18 protein-coding genes and 1 tRNA gene are annotated in these 23,025 nt (G+C 62.2%); 8 read left to right on the top strand and 11 right to left on the bottom strand.

Going from position 1 to position 23,025, the window contains the following annotated elements; translation table 11 throughout:
* Nucleotides 1–182: 182 nt before the first annotated feature.
* Nucleotides 183–512, top strand: a complete 330-nt coding sequence (locus ACEWFR_RS00640) for a hypothetical protein (RefSeq protein ID WP_374059232.1) — start codon at nucleotides 183–185, stop codon at nucleotides 510–512.
* A 25-nt stretch (nucleotides 513–537) separates the two neighbouring features.
* Here ACEWFR_RS00640 and ACEWFR_RS00635 read toward each other — a convergent pair whose 3' ends face one another.
* The 4 genes from ACEWFR_RS00635 to ACEWFR_RS00620 all read right to left on the bottom strand — a co-directional run bounded on the left by ACEWFR_RS00635 (nucleotide 538) and on the right by ACEWFR_RS00620 (nucleotide 3,817).
* Nucleotides 538–1,311 carry an MOSC domain-containing protein gene (locus ACEWFR_RS00635; protein ID WP_374059231.1) on the bottom strand — a complete coding sequence of 258 codons (774 nt, stop codon included), beginning with the start codon at nucleotides 1,309–1,311 and terminating at the stop codon, nucleotides 538–540.
* 215 nt (nucleotides 1,312–1,526) lie between these two features.
* Nucleotides 1,527–1,781 (bottom strand): HalOD1 output domain-containing protein, encoded by a 255-nt coding sequence (locus tag ACEWFR_RS00630; RefSeq protein ID WP_374059230.1) that lies wholly within the window; start codon nucleotides 1,779–1,781, stop codon nucleotides 1,527–1,529.
* 204 nt (nucleotides 1,782–1,985) lie between these two features.
* Entirely contained in the window at nucleotides 1,986–3,119 is a 1,134-nt protein-coding gene (locus ACEWFR_RS00625) for an SMP-30/gluconolactonase/LRE family protein (protein WP_374059229.1), read from the bottom strand.
* A 395-nt stretch (nucleotides 3,120–3,514) separates the two neighbouring features.
* On the bottom strand, nucleotides 3,515–3,817 hold the full coding sequence (locus tag ACEWFR_RS00620; RefSeq protein WP_374059228.1) for an amphi-Trp domain-containing protein: 303 nt from the start codon (nucleotides 3,815–3,817) through the stop codon (nucleotides 3,515–3,517).
* A gap of 145 nt (nucleotides 3,818–3,962) precedes the next feature.
* Between ACEWFR_RS00620 and ACEWFR_RS00615 the strand changes: the two genes are divergently transcribed.
* From ACEWFR_RS00615 to ACEWFR_RS00595, 5 genes are all read left to right on the top strand, one after another.
* Nucleotides 3,963–4,265: a winged helix-turn-helix domain-containing protein gene (locus tag ACEWFR_RS00615; protein ID WP_098727439.1), complete on the top strand. Its 303-nt coding sequence runs from the start codon at nucleotides 3,963–3,965 to the stop codon at nucleotides 4,263–4,265.
* 167 nt (nucleotides 4,266–4,432) lie between these two features.
* Nucleotides 4,433–5,728, top strand: a complete 1,296-nt coding sequence (locus ACEWFR_RS00610; RefSeq protein WP_374059227.1) for a sodium:calcium antiporter — start codon at nucleotides 4,433–4,435, stop codon at nucleotides 5,726–5,728.
* Between the two features lie 193 nt (nucleotides 5,729–5,921).
* Nucleotides 5,922–7,025, top strand: coding sequence for a sodium:calcium antiporter (locus tag ACEWFR_RS00605; RefSeq protein ID WP_374059226.1), 1,104 nt, complete (start codon nucleotides 5,922–5,924; stop codon nucleotides 7,023–7,025).
* 473 nt (nucleotides 7,026–7,498) lie between these two features.
* Nucleotides 7,499–9,721 carry a PQQ-dependent sugar dehydrogenase gene (locus ACEWFR_RS00600; RefSeq protein WP_374059225.1) on the top strand — a complete coding sequence of 741 codons (2,223 nt, stop codon included), beginning with the start codon at nucleotides 7,499–7,501 and terminating at the stop codon, nucleotides 9,719–9,721.
* 327 nt (nucleotides 9,722–10,048) lie between these two features.
* Nucleotides 10,049–12,034, top strand: a complete 1,986-nt coding sequence (locus ACEWFR_RS00595) for a PQQ-dependent sugar dehydrogenase (RefSeq protein ID WP_374059224.1) — start codon at nucleotides 10,049–10,051, stop codon at nucleotides 12,032–12,034.
* Between the two features lie 164 nt (nucleotides 12,035–12,198).
* Here ACEWFR_RS00595 and ACEWFR_RS00590 read toward each other — a convergent pair whose 3' ends face one another.
* The 7 genes from ACEWFR_RS00590 to ACEWFR_RS00560 all read right to left on the bottom strand — a co-directional run bounded on the left by ACEWFR_RS00590 (nucleotide 12,199) and on the right by ACEWFR_RS00560 (nucleotide 21,038).
* The gene (locus ACEWFR_RS00590) at nucleotides 12,199–14,079 is read right to left on the bottom strand and encodes a pyrroloquinoline quinone-dependent dehydrogenase (RefSeq protein WP_374059223.1); all 1,881 of its coding nucleotides are present in this window, start codon (nucleotides 14,077–14,079) and stop codon (nucleotides 12,199–12,201) included.
* On the bottom strand, nucleotides 14,076–15,014 hold the full coding sequence (locus ACEWFR_RS00585) for a hypothetical protein (RefSeq protein WP_374059222.1): 939 nt from the start codon (nucleotides 15,012–15,014) through the stop codon (nucleotides 14,076–14,078). The genes ACEWFR_RS00590 and ACEWFR_RS00585 overlap by 4 nt, the downstream gene beginning before the upstream one ends.
* Nucleotides 15,015–15,319: 305 nt before the next feature.
* Nucleotides 15,320–15,775: an HTH-type transcriptional regulator Lrp gene (lrp, locus tag ACEWFR_RS00580; RefSeq protein ID WP_098726560.1), complete on the bottom strand. Its 456-nt coding sequence runs from the start codon at nucleotides 15,773–15,775 to the stop codon at nucleotides 15,320–15,322.
* A gap of 972 nt (nucleotides 15,776–16,747) precedes the next feature.
* A complete protein-coding gene (locus ACEWFR_RS00575; RefSeq protein ID WP_226480055.1) occupies nucleotides 16,748–16,954 on the bottom strand; it encodes a cold-shock protein in 207 nt (68 codons plus the stop codon).
* 1,181 nt (nucleotides 16,955–18,135) lie between these two features.
* A tRNA-Glu gene (locus ACEWFR_RS00570) sits at nucleotides 18,136–18,210 on the bottom strand.
* Nucleotides 18,211–18,375: 165 nt separating this feature from the next.
* Nucleotides 18,376–19,764 (bottom strand): alkaline phosphatase family protein, encoded by a 1,389-nt coding sequence (locus ACEWFR_RS00565; RefSeq protein ID WP_374059221.1) that lies wholly within the window; start codon nucleotides 19,762–19,764, stop codon nucleotides 18,376–18,378.
* Nucleotides 19,765–19,817: 53 nt separating this feature from the next.
* A complete protein-coding gene (locus ACEWFR_RS00560; RefSeq protein ID WP_374059220.1) occupies nucleotides 19,818–21,038 on the bottom strand; it encodes an inositol-3-phosphate synthase in 1,221 nt (406 codons plus the stop codon).
* A 302-nt stretch (nucleotides 21,039–21,340) separates the two neighbouring features.
* Here ACEWFR_RS00560 and ACEWFR_RS00555 point away from each other — a divergent pair, with 302 nt between their 5' ends.
* Both ACEWFR_RS00555 and ACEWFR_RS00550 read left to right on the top strand, forming a co-directional pair.
* Entirely contained in the window at nucleotides 21,341–22,141 is an 801-nt protein-coding gene (locus ACEWFR_RS00555; protein ID WP_374059219.1) for a TatD family hydrolase, read from the top strand.
* Nucleotides 22,142–22,144: 3 nt separating this feature from the next.
* Nucleotides 22,145–22,975, top strand: coding sequence for a sugar phosphate isomerase/epimerase family protein (locus tag ACEWFR_RS00550; protein WP_374059218.1), 831 nt, complete (start codon nucleotides 22,145–22,147; stop codon nucleotides 22,973–22,975).
* Nucleotides 22,976–23,025: the final 50 nt, after the last annotated feature.

The raw sequence follows: 23,025 nt of genomic DNA, 5'->3' as shown, positions 1-23,025 counted from the left end.
ACACCCTAAGCGTTTCCTGACGCGGTCGCCGGCCGACCGTCCGCTCGAGGCCGGCGCGGTCTCGTCGCTGAGGACGGTCGACTGGTCGGTAGCCGCAGGGTCCGAACGGTGGCGGTGGGGCTCTCGGTCGGCATGTGTCTGCGGGCACAACCGTATAGATGCTCTTTCCCGAACGTTCGGCTATGGAGACGCGATGGGCGCTCGTCGACGGCGTCACCCTCGAGTTACCGGCCGACTGTACCGTCTACGAACTCCGGGATGCCCTGTACAAACCGGACGACGCAGTGCTCGTCGCAGTGACGGGTGATCTCGTCTCGATCGTCCACGACGAAGACCGACCACTTTCGGAGTTAGTCGCCGGCTGTGCGGAGACGTACTACTTCCGGCGGCCGGAGGAGCCCGACCGAAACGAGCTGCTTGCCGCGCCGGAACTCGAACGGGCGCTGGAGAAATCCGACGGCGAACAAACTGGGGCGGAAACGACGTTCCCGCGGCCCGGGATCGATCACTGAGCCGGTCGGCGGTATCCATCTCTCGTCAGTCGTCGACTACTGTAACCGGATCGGCTACCCGGAGAGTCTCACCGCGATCACGTTCGGGGACGCGCGCGATGAGCATCAGCGAATAGTAGTGGTCGAACGCGTCCGCGTCCGCCCAGTCGGGGAAGGTCTCCTCGCGGCGGCGAACGAACTGCTCTCGAAATCCCGGAGTCGGATCGCCGGTATCGGGATCGCGCTGGGGAACGACGCATCTGCCACAGGGCGTCACTCCCTCGAACCGGACGCCGCCGACTTCGAACGCCGGCGCGTCCGCGCCGACGAACCGGTCTTCCCAGAACGGCTCCACGCCACCCACCTCGACGTTCGCCCGGAGCCGTCGCCGAACGCCCTCGACGGTCAGTTCGTCGAACCAGTCGGCAACGGTGCGCAGCGTCGCCGTGCTGATCACCGACGGCCCCATCTCGCGTCGGTCCACAAACCCCAGCGATCGATCTCTCTCGAGCGATAGCTCCACGTCGAAGAACTCGCTCAACCAGGCCGCTGCGGTCTCGCGATCGGACTCGAGGTCGAATCGCTGGCGTTCGCCGTCGAGCGTCCTAATCGAAAGCTCACGCGTTTCGGGATCGAAATCCGTCTCGAGGTCGTGTACTCGATCGGTCCGCTTCCCGTTGAGTACGTCGCCGTCAGTGTCGAACAGCGCGAACTCTCGGTCGTGGGCGACGGTCCCACCCTCGAGGATCTCGGCCGCCTCGAGGTCAATGCTGTCGAGTCCCTTCACCGGATACACCCGCAGCCCCTCGAGTCGTGCCATTGGGAAACCGTACCGGCCGGTGATCCATTATACTAGCGACCGAACCGTGGTATGCGCTGCTCGAACAGCCCGTCATCCGATCGGTGCCGACAGACTGTCAGTGGCGACGAGAGCGCGACGACGTGACCGATGACGGGTCGCTGCCGGGTCAGGAATCGTTCCGTGTGATCGAATCGCGAGAACGAACTCGTCGATGGACGACAACGTGTTCCGAATCAATCGATCGTCACGACGGGGGTCCCGGTCTCGTCGAACTCCACTCGCACCTGATGACCGGCGTACGGAAATCCGACGTGTCCCGACCGCTGTTCGCCGGACTCCGTGGCTGCGAACACCGCGCCGAGCGCATCGGGATCGACCGCGTCAAAGAGCGGCGGTAATTCCATGGGATCGGTCCCCTCGAGTGCAGCTACCCCAGTAACGATCCGGTCGTGTACCTCGTCGGTGTCGAACGCGAGGGATTGTTCCATTGAGATCTACCGCCACACCACTCCATTAATAACTTTCGAAGCGTTGATTCATTGCAGTTATTTCCAGTCGCAACTGCCGGCTACTGGTCGCTCGAGTTCGGAGCGGCCATCGAAACGCCGCTCTGTCAGTCGCCATGATGACACCCCGTCAGCCGCCGGGGGATCGCGCTTTCGATCGACCACTGACCGAGCGCGTTCGCAGAGTCACTCGTCGTCGTCCGTCTCGTTTGCGTCGTCTCCGGACTGATCGTCGTCAGCGCTGTCGTCCCTCTCGTCCGTATCGGGCGTTTCGCCGGCGGTCTCCGGGAAGTAACCGGCTGTTCCGACATCGACTCTCGCGAGGCTTGGTTCGGCGGCCGTCTCGTCCTCGAGGAAGGTCCCGTAGGCGAAGTTCGCGATGTACAGCGACGTCGCGGTTTCCTCGGTGGTCCCGAAGTGGACGTCCGCGGGGAAATCGAGGGGGTCGCCGCCGGCGAGCGTCTCGATTTCCTGATCGTCCGTCACGCGGACGACCTCGTTCGCCGCGTTCACCGCGACGTAGAGGGTTCCGTCCTCATCGATCGTCATGCCGTCCGCACCGACCAGACCCTCGTCCTGGACGACCTGTTCTACCTCTCCGGCGCTCCCGTCATCCGCGACCGGGACTCGCATGACCGATCCCGCGTTGAGATTGTCGACGTAGACATCGCCGTCCGGATGGACGGCCAGCCCGTTCGCGCCAACCGGCGTCTGGGCGTCCATATCCGGCTCGAGTAGCGAATCCGAAACCCACGGCTCGGCCCCTCCCTCGGTCGTCACGCGCCAGATTGCGCCGCCGAGATGATCGGAGACGAGCAGCGCGTCAGACGTCGTGGGATCAGGCATGATCCCGTTCGGCATCGATTCGTCGGGTGACAGCGACGCGATCCGTTCTGGCTCGCCGTCTTCCGGATCGACGCGCCAGACGCCGTGCGTCTCCTGCTGGCCCGACCCGTTCGCGGCGTAGAGCACACCGTCGAGGACGGTAATACCGAGTAGGAGTCCCTGATCGCCGGTCTCGAGCGTTGCGACCGACGACTGACTTCCCTCGGAGTCGACAGCGCGGATCTCGCCCGACGGCCCCATACTCAGGTAGACGGTTCCCCGCTCGTCGATCGCGAGATTCTCCGGCAGTGCGGGCGGTTCGAACTCGGCGACCGTCTCGAGGTCGCCCACCGTGTCGTCTTGTCGTCCGAACGCGCTCGTGGGGAGACTCGCGAGCGCGCTCGTCGCGGCGACGCTCCCCAGGATAAATCGTCGGGAAACACTCGCTCGGGAGTCGATACCGGTCGTCGGCTCGATCGTGTTGTCAATAGTCATGACTGCAACGGCGGGACCGACCAGCCGAAATCGTGTAAATCGCACACACCGTTTCCCGACAAATCGACCGGTTATTGCGAGTTACACGGGCGAAAATTCGTGTTTGTCCGCATCCATGACCCATTATAGCGGCCGAGCGGGATGTGAGTCGGTCCGCGCTGACGGCAATGTCGTGCACACGGCTCCCGACGGTCTCTCGAGTCAGCGGATGGCAGTACCCCTCCGCCGAACCAACCGCTGCCGGTATCCGCTTTCCGAACCGATCGCTGCCGGCTCCGCTTTCCGAACCGATCGCTGCCGGCTCCGCTTTCCGAACCGATCGCTGCCGGTATCCGCTTTCCGAACCGATCGCTGCCGGCTCCGCTCGGCCGAACCGACTGCTCCCGAGCACTCACTTACCGAACTGACAGCTCGTCACCCCCCGACGGCTCCGTGAACTCGAGTTCGATCTCGAGTTCCCGCTCTCGTTGGGCGGAAAACTCGATCTCGACCTCGACGGGATCGCTGTAGTCGAAGGGAATCTCCCACTCCGACGCGGAGATGGTAAACGACGGTCCGTCCTCGAGTTGATCCGCGAGGTCGTGGAGGAACGCGGCCGTCTCCTCGCTGGAGAGGTACACCTCCTGTTCGAAGAAGCCGCTCGTGATCGTCCGTCGGTCGCCGGTTCTGTCGTCGGGGAAGTCGACGCGGTCGCTCATAGTGGTCGTCCCACGACGACGCCGATAAAGCTGCATCCACGCGTTTCGACAGATCGGATCGATGGCATACTTCCCCAGGCTTCGACCGCGAGCACAGTGAGAATCGTCGACACCTTTCTTGATGCGGGATGTCGTACGGACGTGCGTGACACTGATCGACGCCCTGGGAAACGGAACGCGGCTGGCGATTCTCAGGGAGCTCTCGCGGGAACCGATGTACGTCTCGGAACTCGCAGCGGAGATCGGAATGGATGGGAAAACCGCCGTCCACCACCTCTCGACGCTCGAGGACGCCGGGCTGGTCGAACACTACAGGCGCGGGAATCGGAAGTACTACGAACTCGCTCGGCGCATCGAGTTGCGCATCGCCCCGCCGCCGGAGCGCGCGTTCGTCCTGCAGGCCGATCCGCTCGACGACGAGAGCGAGTCGGAATCGGAGCCGTCGTGAGATTCTCCTCGTGTCCGTGCACGGGTCGGACAGTGATAGTGGTGTAGTGAAAGTGGTGTCCAACTGGCCCGTGTAGAAATCTCCCACGGATTCCGTGTAGAGATTTCCATGGAACTGCTCCCTCCGGCCTGCTAGCTATATGGCACTGGTTCGCATGCGGAACCCACATGCTCGAGGTCCTCGTCGAGAGCGCCATCGCGTCGCAGCGACCGAGAGTCGCGAATGCGGTGCGCTCGATCGGTACGAGACGCCGCCCCTCTCGTCGATCGGTCCGACGGATCATCGCCGCTCTCCTGGTGACCGCGACGCTCGTCGCAGTTCCGGTCGCGCCGGTTCTCGCCCAGGGCGACGACGGAAGTGCGGGTGAAGACGGCGACGCGGCGGAGAACGAAGGCGGCCTCGAGGGGGCGATCGAGGGATTCGTCGAGGCGCAGGGACTGCTCGGTGCGGTGCTCGTCCTGGTCGTCGGTGGCGTCCTCTTGACGGTCTGCGTCGAGAAGCTGATCAGTTATCTCACTCGAGCGGCGCTGAAATTGAAGATATCGCTGTTCGCGCTCGCGATACTCTTTACCGGATTCGAGTTCGACGACACGATCCTCGCGCTCGTTCTGTCGGCCGGCGACCTCGAGGGTGCCGCCCTCGGGACGGCGCTCGGGACCGGACTGGCGATCATTGGCGTGACGCTCGCGCTCGCCGCGATCATCAGGCCCTTCCCGGTCGATCTCCCGTCCGATTATATCGCCCTCTTCGCACTGGCACCGCTACTGTTAATTCCGTTCGTGCTCCTCGGAACGCTGACGTTCGTCCACGGACTCCTGCTCCTCGGCGCGTTCGTTCTCACGTTCGGGTATATCATCGCTCGAGAGTACCAGCGCGACACGCCGGTCTTCCGGACCACCGAACTCGGCGAGGAGATACAGGCCGACGGCGGCGTCGCGTTGCCGGCGGAGTTCTCGGAGATCTCCGAGGATCGACTCGTCGGCGGTCGCTCCGCGTCCGGGTGGCTCTGGCTCTTTTTCTCCGTCCTCGCACTGATCGGCATCGTGTTCGCGTCGATGTTGCTCGAGGCCGGGTCGGAGGTCGTTATCGACGGGTTCGGCCTCGAGGAAACCGTCTTCGGGGCGACCGTCCTGACGGTGATCCTCACCTTCGAAGACATCATGCTCACGATCGAGCCGGTTCGACGCGGGGTCCCCGAGATCGGCGTCGGAAACGTCATCGGGAGCGTCCTCTTCTCGGTGACGGGAAACGTCGGCGTCATCATGCTCCTCAGCGACCTCGAGATCTCCCGATCCGTGCTCACCTTCCATCTCCCGACGGTGATCGTCGTGACCGCCCTCGCCGCGTACTTCCTCTACAAGGGGAAGCTGAAACGGTGGCACGGTTTCCTCCTCGGCGGGCTCTACGTCGCCTACTGGCTGATCGCGATCGTCGTCTTCGGTGGCGTTCCGATCAGTGGCTGAGCCTCGGTGAGTTCGCGGAACTGGTCTCGTCGGCAGCGCTGTCACGACCGTGACGACCGGATCGCGGGCACCAGTGAGGTCGTGGGCACCGGCGATGGCGATCGTCCCATCGAGACCGCCTCCAACCGCTCCGTCGCGTTTCGTCGTGACCGCAATCGGCAACTAAGTACGAGCGTGGTGTAGGCTCACGGACATGGTCGTTCCGAGCTCGACGGTGGCCCTCATCGGCCTGTTTCTCGTCGGCGTCGTGCTGGTGATCTGGTGCGTCGAGATCTTCATCGAGGCCGTCGCCCAGAGCGCTGTTTCGCTCGGCGTTTCCGGCTTCTTTCTTGCGGTCGTCCTGGCCGGCGTCGACCTCGAGAACGCCGTCCTCGGGATCACCGCGGCGTTCGTCGACCTTCCCGGGCTCGCGCTCGGGACGGTGTTCGGGGAATCACTGTTTGTCCTCGCCGTCGCCGTCGGACTCGCGGGGATCCTCGTGCCGTTTCGAATGGACGTTCCCAGAGCATATCTCGTAATGCTCGTTCTCGTTCCCGTCCCCGCATTCGCGCTGTCGATCGGCGGGACGATCGGCCCGCTCGAGGGAGCGGCCCTCCTCGGGCTGTTCGTCCCGCTGCTCGCCTACATCTTCTGGCACGAGCGCCGCTCCGAAACGACGTATCTGCTCTCGGCGGAACTCCAGGAAGTGGTCGACCTCGAGGCCGACGCGGAGAGCGAAGCGGCGGTGCAGACGGGAGCGGAGACGGAAACAGGAATGTCGAACGGGGGCGACGAGTCGAGAGTACAACCGGCCGGGGAGTCGGATCCGGAGTTGGATCTCGACCTCGACGAGTTCGTCCCCTCCTTTGAGCACCGGAGCGGCCTGTTCAACCTCGGCGTGGCCGTCCTTGCGGTCGTGGGGATGACCATCGGCTCCGGGATCACGGTGGTCAGCGCCGAGGGGATTTTCGTCGCCTTCGGCATCTCGGGCCTGGCGTTCGGGGCGACGGTGTTGAGCTTCATCGCCTCGATCGAAGAATTGGCGCTTACCGTCGAACCCGTTCGACAGAACCGCCCGGAACTGGCCGTTGGGAACGTGGTCGGTAGCACCGTCTTCTATCTGACGGCAAACATCGGCATCATCGCCATGCTCCACCCCGTCGGCACCGGCGGCGACGTGCTGACGGTCCACTGGCCGTTTCTCGCGGGCAGCCTGCTCGTCGTCACCGCCATGCTTGCACGCGGTCGCGTCACCCGCATCGGTGGCATCGCCCTGTTCGCGCTCTACGTCGCCTACTGGATCGCGAACTATGCGTAGTCACCGGGGGGCGGCTCGTCTCGAACCGAGTCGAGGAGAACGAGTGGCAGTGGATTCACCGATCGTCCGCCGACGATACGCCAGGCCGACACGTCCGATCTCGCTGCTTCGGACCGTACGTACCGCTTGGCTGATAGGTATTCGAGGTACATAACTACTCTAGGAGGAATCTGTTCGAACAGTGACGGAATCCGCGTCCGGCGCAGTGGATCGGCCGATCAGGACGCTACATATCCTGTCGACCGGAACTGCATCGATCCGGTGAGTTCAATGAGTTCTAACACTAACTGATATTACCACCGGAATGATCGTGTTAAGTGGAACAAATCGACGAGCGACGCGAAACGCGCGGATTTCGACACCAGCCGGCCTGACCGCCGCCGCTTTCACCGGAAAGTATTGTGTTTCCGGTGCAACGGTATCTCCGATTTATAGACAGTTCGAGCGAGGATGGGGAAGAGGATCCACAACCAATGGTATCCAGAGACAAAGCGGGACTCGAAGCGGATCTTGACTCGTCACGACGGCTGTTCCTGAAGAGCGCTGCGGCGACCGGCGTCGTAGCGGGACTCGGCGGTATCGCGGCCGGACAGGAGGCCGAGGAGATCGAACTGGGCGGCGAAACGGCCGGCTGGGTCGGCCAGGCGCCCTCCGATATCGAAGGCGAGACGAATCCGACGCTGGAACTCGAGGAGGGACAAACGTACGTCGTCACGTGGGAGAACCTCGACGGACTCCAGCACAATTTCGTTCTCCTCGACTCGGAGGGAGAGGAACTCGAAGGCACCGAGACCATGGGCGACGAGGGGGAGACGCTGACCCTCGAGTTCGAGGCGACCGCCGAGATGGCGGAGTATTATTGCTCGATCCATCCGAACTCGATGCGGGGCGACATCCAGTTGGCCGGGGCCGAGGGAGGAGACGGGGACGCTGAGGAAACCCAAGAGGATGTCGTGACGGAAGGGCCGACGATCGGCCTCGAGCGGGTCGCAGGCGGCCTCACCTCCCCGGTCGGCTTCGAGGTCGCACCGGGACAGGAAGACCGGTACTACGTCGTCGACCAGCCCGGACAGATCCACGTTCTCGAGACGGGAGCCGACGGCGGTGGCGAAAACGGCATGGTGGATGAGAACGGGATGGATGCCGGAAACGAGACCGAAGCCGATACTGAGGCCGGAAACGAGACCGAAGCCGGAAACGAGACCGAAGCCGGAAACGAGACCGAAGCCGATACTGAGGCCGGAAACGAGACCGAAGCCGATACCGAGGCTGAAACCGACAGCGAGGACGGCATGGGAGCCGGGAACGGAACCGCCGGGCTACGAGCGGAGCCGTTCCTCGACCTCACCGATCGAATGGTCGAGGTCGGCGAGGCGACCGACGCCGGCTTCGACGAGCGCGGCCTCCTCGGACTCGCCTTCCACCCCGAGTTCGAAGAGAACGGCCGCTTCTTCGTCCGGTACAGCGCACCCCCGACCGACGACACGCCCGAGGACTACGACCACACCGCCGTCCTCTCGGAGTTCACGACCGAAGGAGACGACCACGAGACGGCCGATCCCGACTCCGAGACGGTCCTGCTCGAGGTGCCGGAGCCGCAGTTCAACCACAACGCCGGCACGGTTCTCTTCGGGCCGGACGACTACCTCTACGTGCCTCTCGGCGACGGCGGCGACGCCGACGACACCGGACTGGGTCACGTCGAGGACTGGTACGACGACAACGAAGGTGGCAACGCACAGAACACGACGGAAAACTTCCTCGGGAGCATCCTCCGGCTCGACGTCGACAGCGAGGGCGAAAACGGTGAGTCATACGGGATTCCCGACGACAACCCGTTCGTCGACAGCGACGAAGGCCTCGATGAGTACTACGCGTGGGGGCTGCGCAACCCCTGGCGAGCGTCCTTCGACAGCGAGGGGCAGTTCTTCGTCGCCGACGTCGGACAGAACCTGTTCGAGGAGGTCAACATCGTCGAGAACGGCGGCAACTACGGCTGGAACGTCACGGAGGCGACGCATTGTTTCAGCACCGAGAACCCCAACGAACCGGGAGAGGACTGTCCGAACGCGACGCCGGACGACGTCCGTGGCGGCGAGGATCTCCTCGATCCCGTTATCGAATATCCCCACCAGGTCGGCGACGAAACGGTCGGGATCTCGATCACCGGCGGCTACGTCTACGAGGGTGACACGGTCTCCGAGCTCGAGGACATGTACGTCTACGGCGACTGGAGCAGGGCGTTCGAAACGCCCGACGGAAGACTGTTCGCATCGCCGGTCAACGAGTACGAACCGACCAACGACCGGTCGGAAGACGACCTCTGGGAGATCCAGGAGCTCTCCGTCGGCGGCTCCGAGAACGGAGATCTCAACCGCTTCGTCCTCGCGTTCGGGCGGGACCACGACGACGAACTCTACGTGCTGACGACCGCTCGCTACACTGAGGGCGAGACCGGCGAAGTGTACCGGATCGTTCCCGAAGGCGAAGGCGAGGAAATCGAAGAACACGAGGACGCGGTCGGGACTGAAGACCAAGCGGCCGAAGAGGGCGAATCGGAAGACGAGGAAGACGAGGAAGACGATCAGGCGGAAGAAGGCGGCGAGGAAGCCGAGGAAATGGAAGAAGAGGAGGCGGACGAGTCGGGCAACGAGACGGAGTCGGAAACCGGAAACGAGACCGGAGACGACGAGTAATCGCGAATCGCGCCGACAATCGACCCGCCGTTCGTCTTTTCGATCGAGATACCGCTCGAGTGCGAGCGATCGGTTCGTGCAGTGGGTTCGTCCGCCGACTATCGTCTCGATGATCCGTGACGAACGTCACTCGGGGCGCGCGTCTCGGCCACCGGAGACGACCGATATCGGAGATAACTGGCTATTATTTATTCAGTTTCCGCATAATTTCTTCTTGGTTTCGCAACAGTCGGGGCGCTTTATTAGCCGAGTTAGAAACCACGCTATGTGGTCTGTGAAAGGCTAACAGAGGCGGTAGCTCTTCACGACCTTTCCGTATTCGACACAATGACGAGACAGAACGGCGAAAATCGGCTGTCGAGACGGACTGTTCTCAAATCATCCGCAGCGCTCACCGCTGCAGGGCTCGTGCCGACAGTAGGCGCTCAGGAGGCGTTCCCCAGCGAGATCGAACTCGGTGGCAGAACGAGCGGCTGGATCGGCCAGTCACCCGACGAAATCGCGGACGAACGGAATCCGACGCTTCGACTGGAAGCAGGCCAGGAGTATACGCTCACCTGGGAGAACCTCGACGGGGCACAGCACAACTTCAACATCGAAGACGAAGACGGCAATGACCTCGTCAGTACGGATCTCTTCTCCGAGTCGGGCGAAACGCAGACCGTCGAGTTCACCGCCGAGGAAGGGATGGCCGAGTACTACTGTGGACCACATCCCCAGTCGATGCGTGGCGATATCGAATTCGTCGGTGAGACGGCTGACGGCGAGGAAGCCGCCGAACCCACGCAACTCATCGGTGAGGGGCCGATCGTCGGCCTCGAGACGGTAGCAGAGGGGTTGACCGCCCCCGTTACGCTCCAGGTAGCGGACGAAGACGCCGACCGCCGATTCATCGTCGACCAGACGGGGTACATCTACGTCCACGACGACGACGGCCTCCAGGAGGAGCCGTTCCTCGACGTCTCGGACCAACTCGTCGAATTCCAAGACTTCGACGAACGCGGTCTGCTCGGACTCGCGTTCCACCCCGAGTTCGAGGACAACGGCCGCTTTTTCGTCCGGTACAGTTCGCCACCGCGGGAGGGCACCCCCGAGGAGTACGATCACACGTTCGTCCTCTCGGAGTTCCGGACCGCAGACGAGGAGCACTCGACGGCCGATCCCGATTCCGAGCGGACGCTTCTCGAGATCCCTGAGCCCCAGTTCAACCACAATTCGGGTCCGATCGCGTTCGGTCCCGACGGCTATCTCTACGTAGCGACCGGCGACGGTGGCGGTGCGAACGACACGGGAACGGGCCACGTCGAGGACTGGTACGACGAGAACGAGGGCGGCAACGGGCAGGACACGGCGGAGAATCTCCTCGGCGGAATCCTGCGACTCGACGTTGACGTGGACGGCGAGACGTCGGAGACGTCCGAAGACGGCGGCGACGCCGAGGGCGACGAGCGCGCGTACGGCATCCCGGACGATAACCCGCTGGTCGACATGGACGGTCACCGCGACGAGTACTACGCCTGGGGAATGCGCAATCCCTGGGGCGGAATGTCGTTCACCGGCGACGGGGAGTTCCTGATGGCCGACGTCGGACAGAACCGCTTCGAGAGCGTCAATCACGTCCAGCGCGGCGGCAATTACAGCTGGAACGTCAAGGAGGGTACCCACTGCTTCAGTACCGAAACGCCCTCCGAACCGGCCGAAGACTGTCCCGAAAGCACGCCCGAGGACGTCAGAGGCGGCGAAGAGTTGCTCGATCCGGTGATCGAATACCCACACGACCTCGGACTCCTCGAGTCCGCTGGGGCCGAGAACGAGGACGGCGAAGACGCCGAGAACGGTAACGAGACCGGGAGCGACGGCGAACCGGTCGGCGTCTCCATCACCGGCGGCTACCTCTACGCTGGCGGCGAGATCGACGAACTGGAGAACACGTACGTCTTCGGCGACTGGAGTCGGAACGGCGAGGACCCGGGAACGGTGTTCCTCGCCCGACCGCCCGAGGAATGGCTCGACGAGGTCGATGTCGGTGGCGGCGCCGAGGACACGTTCCTCGAACCGCCGACGGGAGACGACGAGGAGACCGAACCCAGCGAGGGGACCACTCGGGACGGACTGTGGCCGATCGAACGGATTCAGCTCGAGGGCGATGCCGCCGAAGACGGGCGACCGACGGGATTCGTCTACGGCTTCGGTCGGGGGGCCGACGGCGAACTGTACATCCTCACCACCACCACGTCGACGGTGGAGGGAGAGGGTGCAGTCCACCGGCTCGTCTCGACGGACGAACAGGAGCGACGCGGCGAGCACAATTGACGGACCGGTAAGGGATCGGTCACCAATTCGTTTTTCGACCGAAAGCCTGAGAGCGTTCGTCGGCTGCCGGTCGCGATCCAGTCGTCACTGACTATCGTACCGAGGGGAACCGCTCCGGCGATCGGTCGGCGTCGAAATGCGGGCAAAAAAGACTGCGTCGAGGCCTACTCGGAGAGCGAGAAGACGACGAACCGGTTGCCCGATTCGGTGTAGTTCTCACGCTCCCCGCCAGCGGGGGCTGCGACGTACTGTTTTCCTTCACCCGGATCGTACCAGCTGACCGGCGCACCGGACGCGGCGGTGCCGAGGTCCCACGAGGCCAACGGCTGGCCCGTCTCGGTTTCGAACGCGGTGAACAGGTCGTCACCGTCTCCCGCGAAGGTAACGCCGGTCGGCGTCGTCAACGAACCGCCCCACGGCGGCGTCTCCTCGTACCAGTTCCGCCATTTCACTTCACCGCTGATCGGATCGATCCCGGCGAGCACGCCGACGTAGCCGTTCCACGCTTCTCGCCACTCTTCTTCCGATCCGTCTCCGTTGTCCGCTTCTTCGTCGGCAGTTTCTTCTTTCTCCTCTTCGGCCTCTTCTCCATCGTCGGCAGTTTCTTCTTTCTCCTCTTCGGCCTCTTCTCCATCGTCGGCAGTTTCGTCTTCCTCCTCTTCCTCTTGCTCCTGTGTAGCCGGCACCGGAGCATGCTCGATATCCATCCCGATGTACGTCTCACCGGGTTCGTACTCCGTCTCGAACCAGGAGAGTCGCATCGGCTGGTTGAGCCCTTTGACGATTAGCGTCCTGCTCTGGGGATCGAAGGAACTCGTCTGGGGATTCGTGCCACCCCTGAGGTCCGGCATGATCCACTGCGCGTTCTCGATGTCGTCGAACGGCGGTAGCGACCACATGTTGTAGTGCTGGACGAACTCCTCGCTGCGCTGGTGGAGCTGGCCGGTTTCCATGTCGACAGTGTACACCCAACCGGTCTTGCCGGGCCAAGTCGCGAACTTTCTGGTCTCACCGTCGACCTCCTCTTCGAAGACGAGTGGCGGACTCGGTGAGTCATAGTCCCACCAGTCGTGGGGCGCGTCCTGATGGTGCCACTGGTATTCGCCGGTTTCAATGTCGACACCGACTTTACCGCAGGTATAGGGGTTCCAGCCTGGACGAACGGTGCCGTACCACGGACCTGGGTTCGCGGACGGAATGACGACCGTCCCGCTGTCGGGTTCGATACACGACGCGGCCCACGCGGTCCCGCCGCCGTGTTGCCACGAATCGCCGACCCACTCGTGTTCGGGCGTCATGTTCACCCGCCACTGCGGGTTCCCTTCGAGGTCGATCGCGTCGTAGAATCCGCTGACGCCGAATTCGCCGCCGAAACTGCCCTTCATCAGCATTCCGTCGTAGATCATCGGCGGATGCGACGAGGTCGTGCCGCGGGACCGTTCCCACTGGAGTTCTTCGTGTCGCACGTCCTCCGCGACTTCGCCTCGATAGGCGGCAGCACCGTTGTAGTACCACTGTTCCTCGCCGGTGTACCGATCGATCGCGAGCACGCCCAGATCGAGCGTGCTCTTGTAGACTGTGTCCCCGAGAACCGCAGGACCGCGCTCGGCAGGCGGCGTCTCGTCGGACGCACCGTCGGCGTTTTCGTAGAAGTGCGTCCACAGGATGTCACCGGTACGCCCGTGTATCGCGTACAGCATATCCGGCCCGATCGTCTGGTAAATGATTGGCGGATCGCCGCCCACGACGATCGGTGACCCCTGGAAGTCGTTTGGGGGTTCGCCGAGTTCGAGAACGTACTCGACCTCGAGGTCACCGACGTTCTCCGGCGTGATCACGTCCGCAGTGGTGTGTCGGTGCCCCTGGTAGTTGTTCCCGAAGATGAGCCAGTTCGTCTCGTCTTCGCCCGACGCCGCGATGTCTTCCTCCGTGACGTCTACCTCCGGGATCGCGTCGGTATCGTGCTGTTCGATGACCGATTCACCCGGTTTTTCGTCCCACGGTGCATCCTCTGGCAGGTCTGCAAGATGTGATTCGTACGTCATTGGTCGATCACCCCCTTCGGTGCGCGCTTCTCATCTGTAATTCGGACGGTGTCGGTGAGCAGGAACTCCTGGCCGATGATCTCGATCGCCGATCCCGCCGTGATCAGCGTCGAAAGCTCCTCGTCGGCGATTTCCCCGTTCGCAAGGTCACGTACAGCCGAACTCATCAGGTAGTACCCGCCGAGCATCGACTTGATGTCCCAGAGGCCGCGATCGATCATCTCCCCGGTAATGAGCGGCTCTCGCTGCCAGAGGAAGTGATCGAGCCCGTCGATCCACAGTAGCGAGCCTTCTGCGGCCCGCTGATGAAGCGGTGCGACGTACTCGTGGACGACACCGTCTTCGACGGCGTCCGCCGGCGGATAGTCAGGTGTCGCCAGCCACCACGATAGCTGCTCGCGCGTGTTCACGATATTGGTCACCAGCGCCGTCTGTTCTTGCTCCGAGAACCCGATCTCGGAAAGCGTCGCCGGCAGCGTGTCCATGTGCAGCAACTGCCGTGTCGTTGCCTCGATGTGATCGGGCTCGAACGCCGGCAGGTTCTCCTCCGCGCTCGCGAAGAAGCCGACCTCCGCGAGGTGATCGTTGATCACCCACGCCGCCGTCGTCAGCTCCTGGTACGCCGACGCACCCTGCTCGGGAACCCCCATCGACTCCAGTTCGGGCAACAGTTCGAAGCTCGCCTCGAGCCCCGCCAGTTGCTCGTTCAACAACGCCGGGTCAAGCGTTCCCGTCAGTCCACCGCGAACGGCCTCGCCCATCTCTGCGAGCCCCTCCGCGGCACCGCTCGAGACCTCCGCGCGGAGATCGCGCAGCGTCGCACCGGCGATACTGCCGCCGGCGATGACGCCGAGGGCTTTGAGAAAGTCGCGACGATCCGCGTCGCTCACCTCCCCATAGCTGTACCTCTCTTCAGGATTGGTGCCATATGCCATGGTACTTCTTGAGAGAGACCGCCCGACTCAATAGAAGCTTCCACAGTTTCTAATATGGAATATATTTCTTCAGGAGCGTCGATTCGCTGTATTTGTCTCGTTAGACATCGGTAGCTAGTATCACCCAGCAACCGACCGTTAGTATATCACCCCGACGGACAATCGGCTGTTTCTGTCCTCGAAGACGGAGTAATTCGGGACTCCGATCGGGTAGTCACGCTCGAGCCGTCGTTACCGAACGCGCGGAGACGGGGCGTCCGCAGTTGCTGTCGAGTTCGCTCAATAGCTCGAGGACCGAAACGTGGTTACTCCGTGTCGAGTTCGAACTGTTCGTTTTCGGAGACAGCGTTGAGCACGATGCTCGTATTCGACTGGTTGATGTCGGGATCGGTGATCAGGGACTTGATCTCGTCGTTCATGTCGTCCGTATCTTTGAACTTCCCGATGGCGATCACGTCGTAGTCCCCCGTGACCTCGTAGACGGAGATCATCTGGCGGTGGTCCTTCAGCGTCTGCGTGATTTCGGGAAGCGCGCTCCCTTCGGCTTTCAGTTGCATGATGGCAGTGACATCGTACCCCACCGCGTCGTAGTCGACTTTCGGCGTGTAGCCCTCGATGACGCCTTCCTCCTCGAGGTCGGAGAGGTGGTTCGAGACCGTCGTGACGGAGACATCAAGTTCTTCGGCGAGGCTGCGAAGGCTCGCACGGCCATCGTCGAGCAGTTTGTTTACCAGATCTGAGTCCAAGTGTTCGTAGGTCATTAGCTGGTACGAAGTGCTCCATCTACTAGGAGTTTACGAATATCCAGTTCTATCCGTGGCTACTGAGCCGATGTTGTGAGATAAACGGACGAGCCTCGTATGGGCGTGGATTGGTGCAAATAGACGAATCGTCATCGCTGCTTCGGTGTCATGTGTATCCGCCAACCGAACGAACGTCACTACCCGACGGACCGATTGAAACCGCCGCTATCGCTCGTCCTTTCTCGAGTCGGATTCTCGTGTGTAACGTTGACGACTCGAGAATTCGGCCGTCGTAAATCTGTCGTTTGGGACTCGTTCGGGGAGAGATGCACTCGTGACTCGAGAGAGGACTGCACTCCCAGAGACGGGAACCGAGCACTTCTCTCAAACCGTATCGCTCCGTCTGGGATTTGAACCACGCCGAGACGATCACCTCGCTACGCTCGGTGCTGCGACTCGACTGATTCAAATCCCAGGTCATCGGCTCGAAAGGTCGAAATTTGGCAAGGGACTACCGAGTGGGAGCGCCAACGCAGTAGTCGCTAAATCTCCTGTGTGAATGAATTACGCAGCCATTCACTGAATTTCGGGAACCCCGTTCCCATGGAGCAAAACTCCGTTTCAAGATACCAGGATTGACCGTCTTGATCAAGTTTCCTGACTTTTTGGGACGGGTTCTGCATATTGTCTCTCCACCTTCCATCAGATTGATCGGAATAAAGTGATATAAAACACCCAGATCATCGTTTTGTAGACGAATACGGCTCAGCGGATCGTATTGGATCATAACACGATTTGCTCATCAGTATCTATCGTAAGGCTCGTTCGAAGACAGAAGAAGCCGACAGTGTTCTATTCTGGAACAGAGAAGCCCTTGGTGCGAAATTCGCGTTCAGTACAGAGTGTACAGATAGCATCCGCTCGGCCGTGTAACTGTCTAAAAAATCAAGGTCGTTGTTCGTCGTTGTGAGCGACGGATCTGTCTCGGGATTACTGCCGGACCACGTTCGCCGCGCGAGGCCCCTTCGGTGAGGACTCGATGTCGAACTCGACCTCAGTACCTTCCGTGAGGTCTTCGCCGCCGACATCCTCCATGTGGAAGAAGACGTCTTCGTCGTCGTCGAGGTCGCCGTCGTCAGTCGAAATGAAACCGTAGCCGCCTGTGTCGTTGAAGAAATCAACGTTACCGTTTGCCATTACAAACTAATGTAGGGGTGGGTGAGGGATAACCGTTCCGAGGGTCGAGGTACCACGACTCCTCATAGTACATTTGAAGGAACGCTATACCAGTAGTTTCATTCATCCAATCCCTGTTACCCTCCCCCGATTGACCGGCTGAGTCCCTTCTTTCGAGTCGGTGATTGAACACTTTCTGGACGCCTTCATCGAGCCAGCGACGGATACCGTAGGTTGCTCTTGCGATCTTTAGAAAGTAGGTGGAGAACCCGCCTCGATGTGGTGAGTATCTTCGGTAAGTACAGCTGAAGGACTTACCGCTGTCAGCGTCCGCGAGCGAAGCGAGCGGTTCACCGCCGAAACGGGCAAAGCCCGTGGAGGCGGCCTTTTTAGCGTAGATTTTTGCGCCGAGAGGTGAGCGAGCACCGCGAGCGAACCCGAGGCGGAAAAAGGTACGTAGGCACATCTACTTATCGGTGGATTCGCTCCGAGATCAACTGGTGAAATCCTGACCCTCAACTGAAAAATCCGCAGGCGGTCTTACCAAAGATGCGCTCGTATGCGCCGATCCACGGAGGTATTACTTCATCGAGTCGGTTGTTCTTTCTTCATTCCTTGGTGTATTTGATATTCCTTATTGAGTTCACTCCTCATCTCCGCTACCGTAATGCTGTTCTGCATCAATTGGTGGCGTAGACAGGGCTATAAGGAGACTTCCCAATTTGTGACTCTATTCCGCACAGCTATCATCATTTTCACATCAGCTCAGTCAGCGACTCAACAGGGAATCGAAGCTTGGTTCTTACTTACTACATTCTTTTCTGTATACTTGATTGCGTTAGCCATGGAGTGGTATGATATCCCCATCCGATTTTCTGCCAATGAGTTAAGGAGTGATCTATAAGCGTATTTCAAATCATCGATGGGGTGAGGCGCTGAATTGTTATTTCGTCCTGACAAATTAGAGAATCGCCATACGGCATCGGGTTAGAAAATCCAACCCACTTCATCATCTTAGGGACTCATGTCTATTCCAAGTGAGGAGAAAGTGAAAATCGCATGACGGCAAAGCCGTCGTATGCTCCGTCTGGGATTTGAACCACCTGAAGACGGACCACTCACTTCGTTCGTGGTTGCGACTTCCGTAGTTCAAATCCCATCCGTGCGCGCTTCGCTCGCTCACAAACGTTCGCTCGCTGTAGTGCTCCGTCTGGGATTTGAACCCAGGTCATCGGCTCGAAAGGCCGAAATGATTGGCCGGACTACACCAACGGAGCATATCGCTTCGATCTCTGCTCCGAGCATCGACGGACTTCGTCCGTCTCAGCAACGGAGCCATCTACCACACGCGCTGTGTGCAACTGGTCGTTGCCGGGGGCTAGTAAAAAGGGTTCCGTTCCGGGCTGGGGATGACACGCTATCACGCACGAGACCAGTTCCGGTCAGGGCCGTCGAAGCGACGACCCCTCGAGCGGCATCGAGAGCTCCCCCTCGAGCCCGAGTAAATCCACGATGGTCGGCGTCACGTCCGTCGCGTCGACCGGCCCGTCACCCTCGAGTTCGGGCGCTGCCGGACCGCCGAGGCCGAAACAGCCGTAGGCGGATTCGTCGACGCGGCCGTGGGAGCCGCTCACTTGCGAGGCGTCCAGCGAGACGAGTCCCTCGTCGCCAAAGAACAGCTCGCAGGGGTCGAAGCCGGGTTTGGCGTGGATGTCCATCTCGGTCGCATAGGGCGGCGCGTTCGCGCGGTCGTTCCACCAGTAATATTGGAACCAGGCGTCCGGCTCGGCCACGAGGACGAGGTCGCCCGCATTCGGGTGGTCGATCCCGCGCTCGGCCTTCCCCGAGCCGTCGAGTACCGTGTCGATTCCCTCGAGCCCCGCGAGCGCGTCTCGAGCGGCGTCGACCGCTCCCTCGTCGGCGTAGACGTGCGCGATCTGGTGGTCGACCATCGCGAACGCGTCCGAGTCAGCTATATCGGCGTCGCCCTCCGCGTCCGTCTCGAGCAACCCGGCCTCCCGGAGCGCGCGGTTGGGGAATATCGGCCGATCCACCTCGTGAAACCCGTACTCGCTGACGAGGGTGAGGACCGTCTCGTCCCAGCGGTCCGTTTCCGAGAGGTCTGCGAGGAACGTCTCGAGGAGGTCGTCGACGGTCTCGAGTGCCGTGACGAAGGCGTCGCTGCTGGGGCCGTCGCTCTGGCCGGTGTAATCCAGGTGGGGGACGTAGATCCACAGCAGGTCGGGATCGAACCGGTCGATCGCCTCACTCGCGGCCGCGAGGATCCAGCGGCTCCCCTCCTCGTTCGCACCGGGGCCCCAGTAGTTGTGCAAGGGGAAGTGGCCCAGTTCCTCGCGGAGGTCGTCGTAGAAGCCGTCGGGGTTCGTCCAGCAGTTCATCTCGAGGATGTCGTTGTTCTCGTCCTCGATCGGCGATGGCGTGACCGCCACGTCGGCGCTGGTGTCGATCAGGTGCTGGAAATTCAGCGCGCCGGTGGTCAGCCCAGCCTCGTCGCTCGCGGTCTCCCAGATTCGGTCCCGACCGTCGCGGTCGCGCTCCCAGAACGCGGCGGTTTCTCGCTCGCGGTCGTACTCGCCGCTCGAGACGTCGCCGTGCTCGCCGGGGCCGCGCCCCGTCGCGAGGGTGGTCTGCGCTGGAACCGTGACGGCGGGAAACGGTGGTCTGAGGTCGGTCACGCGTTCGCTCGGGAACTGTGACTCGAGGGTCGGCGTTCGGTCGGCGTCGATATGCTGGGGCTGGAGGCCGACGACGTCGAGGACGATCGTTCGGCCGGCCGTCTCGGTCGTTTCGGGAATCGTGAGTTCGGTCATGGGTCTCGGGAACGTGTCGGGCTGGAACGTCGGTCAGCGGGGAGTATTGCGTATCAGCGATGCTCCTCGGCGTAGTCGTACAGTCGATCCAACTGCCGGGAGAAGTCGTGCTCGTCGACGCCGAGCGGGGCCTTGAAGAACGACGCGAGCTGGGGCTGAAGCCCGCCGTCACCGTGGTCGTCGGCGTGAGAGATCAGCCGTACCAGATCGAGCACGAGCGGCGCGGCCAGCGCGGAGTCCGACCCCTCCCAGGTGAACTGCATTTTCATCTCCGTCTCGAGGAAGCCCTCGAAGTGGATGTAATCCCAGGCCGTCTTCCAGTCGGCCAGCGAGGGCGTGTAGTCGATCCGGACCCGGTTGTGACCGATATCGGGGAGGATCGAGTCGAGCACGTCACCCTTGCTCGCGAGCTTTCCGGCGGCGTTTTCCTCGTCCTCGAGGACGAGGCCGTCCGTGTTGCCGAGGATGTTGTGGCCCTCCCAGCTCATGACTCGCAGATTGCGGCCGGCGAACATGGGCGCGAGCGCGGACTTGACGAGCGTCTCGCCGGTCTTTGCGTCGCGTCCCACGTGCGGAACCTCGTTTTCGGCCGCGAGTTCGCGGACTCCCCCGAGCGCGTTGGCCGCACTCGGCGTGAAGTTGACGAACGGATGCCCGCTGGATATCGCGGCGTAGGCGTAGAGGACGCTGGCAGGGAGGTCGCGGTCGTCCTCGTCGATCGCTTGCTCGAGCGCGTCGCGCGTGTCGTATCGCTTCGGCTCCGCCAGTTCGGGTTCCGTCGAGGCGACGTTGACGACGACGAGTCGCTCGAGGGCGTGGCTATCGCGGAACGTCTCGTAGTCGTCTCGGATCTGGTCGACGACGTCGCGGATCGGCAGGGTCTCGTCTAGCTGTTCGCTGCCCTCGGAAACGGCGGCACCGCAGTTGACCGCCGTACCGACCTCGATCCGCTCGTCGATCGCGGCCAGATCGTCTCGAACCGTCTCGAGCGTGTCGGCGTCCGGGACGCCGTTTCGATCGCGCTGGCGCTCGGCCTGCGCGACGAGCGACTCCGGTTCGATGTCGTGGCCTCCGAAGACGAATCCCTCGACGGGCGGGAGCTCGAGGCTCGAGACCGGATCGCGCTCGGTTACCATCCCGGTGGTGTCGGTCGCTCCCCTGGCGATGGCGCGAGCGCCGACGATCGACATCGTCGCGACGTTCCCGCGTGCCCCGACGAGCCAGACGCCCGTTCGGTCCCCGTCGTCGACCGCTGGATCCTCCCCGTGACTCATCGGGTCTCATTCCCTCCCGGTGGCCGCTCGATCCGGATTGTCGACGCGCGATCACCCATCCTGTTCCCGGGATCGATCTGCAGCGGGTTCGTCACTGCCGTCGCTCGCTCGATCATCGTCATTCCCACAAACGTGGGGGCCGAACGGGTTTCGTTATGACTCGCGTAGCGGGAGTAATACGGTTTTGCCAGCTCATAACACCGTATTCCGCCGGCCAGAGCTATCGATTCGCCGTCATCAACCTCGGGTTTGGCGATCGAACGACCAGTAGCACCAAACCGTTTCGTCGTTGGACTGCCCGTATGCGGATTATCGATCCTCACATGCACATGGTTTCGCGCTCGGCCGACGACTATCGACGAGCGCGGCGGGCGGGTATCGAGTGCTGTATCGAGCCCGCGTTCTGGAGCGGCCAGGACAAACACCACGCGGGTGCCTTTTTCGACTACTTCGAGCAGATCATCGAGCACGAGACCGACCGCGCCGAGCGGGCCGCCGGGATGGACCACTACGTGACGATCGGCCTCGAGCCGAAGGAAGCGAACTACCGCGAGATGGCCGAGGAGGTCGTCGACCGGATTCCGGAGTACCTCGAGCGCGACCCCGTCGTCGGCGTCGGCGAGATCGGTTTCGATCAGGTGACCGACGACGAAGAATGGGCGTTCCGTCGCCAGCTCGAGATTGCAGAAGAGCGCGAACTCCCCGTCATCGTCCACACGCCCCACACGGACAAGCCGTCGGGAACCGAGCGGATCGTCGAAATCATCGAGGAGATGGGCGTCACGCAGGAACGGATCATCATCGATCACAACACGGAGAATACGATCGATATCTCGACGCAGACGGACTGCTGGATCGGCTTCACGCTCTATCCGGGCAAGATCGAGACCGGGTCGGCGATCGATCTGCTCGAGGAGTACGGCACCGACAACATGATCTTCAACAGCGCCGCCGACTGGGATCCCTCGGATCCGCTCGCGGTGCCGAAGGCTCGCGACCGGATGCTCGACCGGGGCTGGGACCGCGAGGACGTTCGGACGGTCGTCTTCGAGAACCCCTACGAGTTCTTCAACCAGTCGCCGAACTTCGACTACGAGGCCTGACTCATGCAGTTTGGCTTCTCCACCAACGCCTTCCGCGAGTACCAACTCGAGGACGCGATCGAGGCCATCGCCGACGCGGGCTACGACGGCGTCGAACTGCTGCTCGACGAGCCCCACCTGTATCCGCCCGACTGCACCGACGAGGAGCGCAAGCGCGTCGAGGACGCCCTCGAGACGCACGGAATCGCCGTCAGCAACGGTAACGCGTTCATGTTGACCGCGATCGAGGGTTTTCACCACCCCTCCTACGTCGAACCCGACGAGGAATATCGTCAGCGGCGAATCGACTACACCCTCGCGGCGCTCGAGACCGCGGCCGACCTCGGCCTTCCCTACATCTCGATCGAACCCGGCGGGCCGATCCCAGACGGCAAATCGCGCGAGTGGGCGATGGACACCTTCGTCGAGAGCCTCGAGGAAGTCATCCCGAAAGCCGAGGCAGTCGGCGTCGACCTCCTCGTCGAGCCCGAACCGGACCTCCTGATCGAGACCGCCGACGAGTTCCTCGCGCTCCTCGAGCGGGTCGACTCCGAGCGCGTGAAGTGCAACTTCGATGCGGGCCATTTCTACTGCGTCGAGGAGGATCCGGCCGAACTCGTCGAACCGCTCTGGGAGCACACGAGACACTACCACCTCGAGGACATCCCGGCCGATCGGACCCACGAACACACCCAGCTCGGCGACGGCGCGATGGACATCGACACCTTCCTCGGCAAACTCGAGGACCGGGGCTACGACGGCTTCGTCACCGTCGAGCTCTACCCCTACGAGGAGACGCCGATCGAGACCGCGCGGGAGGCGATGGCCTCCCTCGAGGAACGCGGGTGGGCGTAGGGTGGCCGGCGGTGTGTCGTCGGATCGAAACGAGAACACGGGGTTGGACG

This window comes from Natrinema sp. H-ect4, assembly GCF_041894845.1.
Classification (GTDB): domain Archaea; phylum Halobacteriota; class Halobacteria; order Halobacteriales; family Natrialbaceae; genus Natrinema.
The sequence above is the reverse complement of the archived record's forward strand: the minus strand, read 5'-3'. Positions and strand labels throughout refer to the sequence as shown.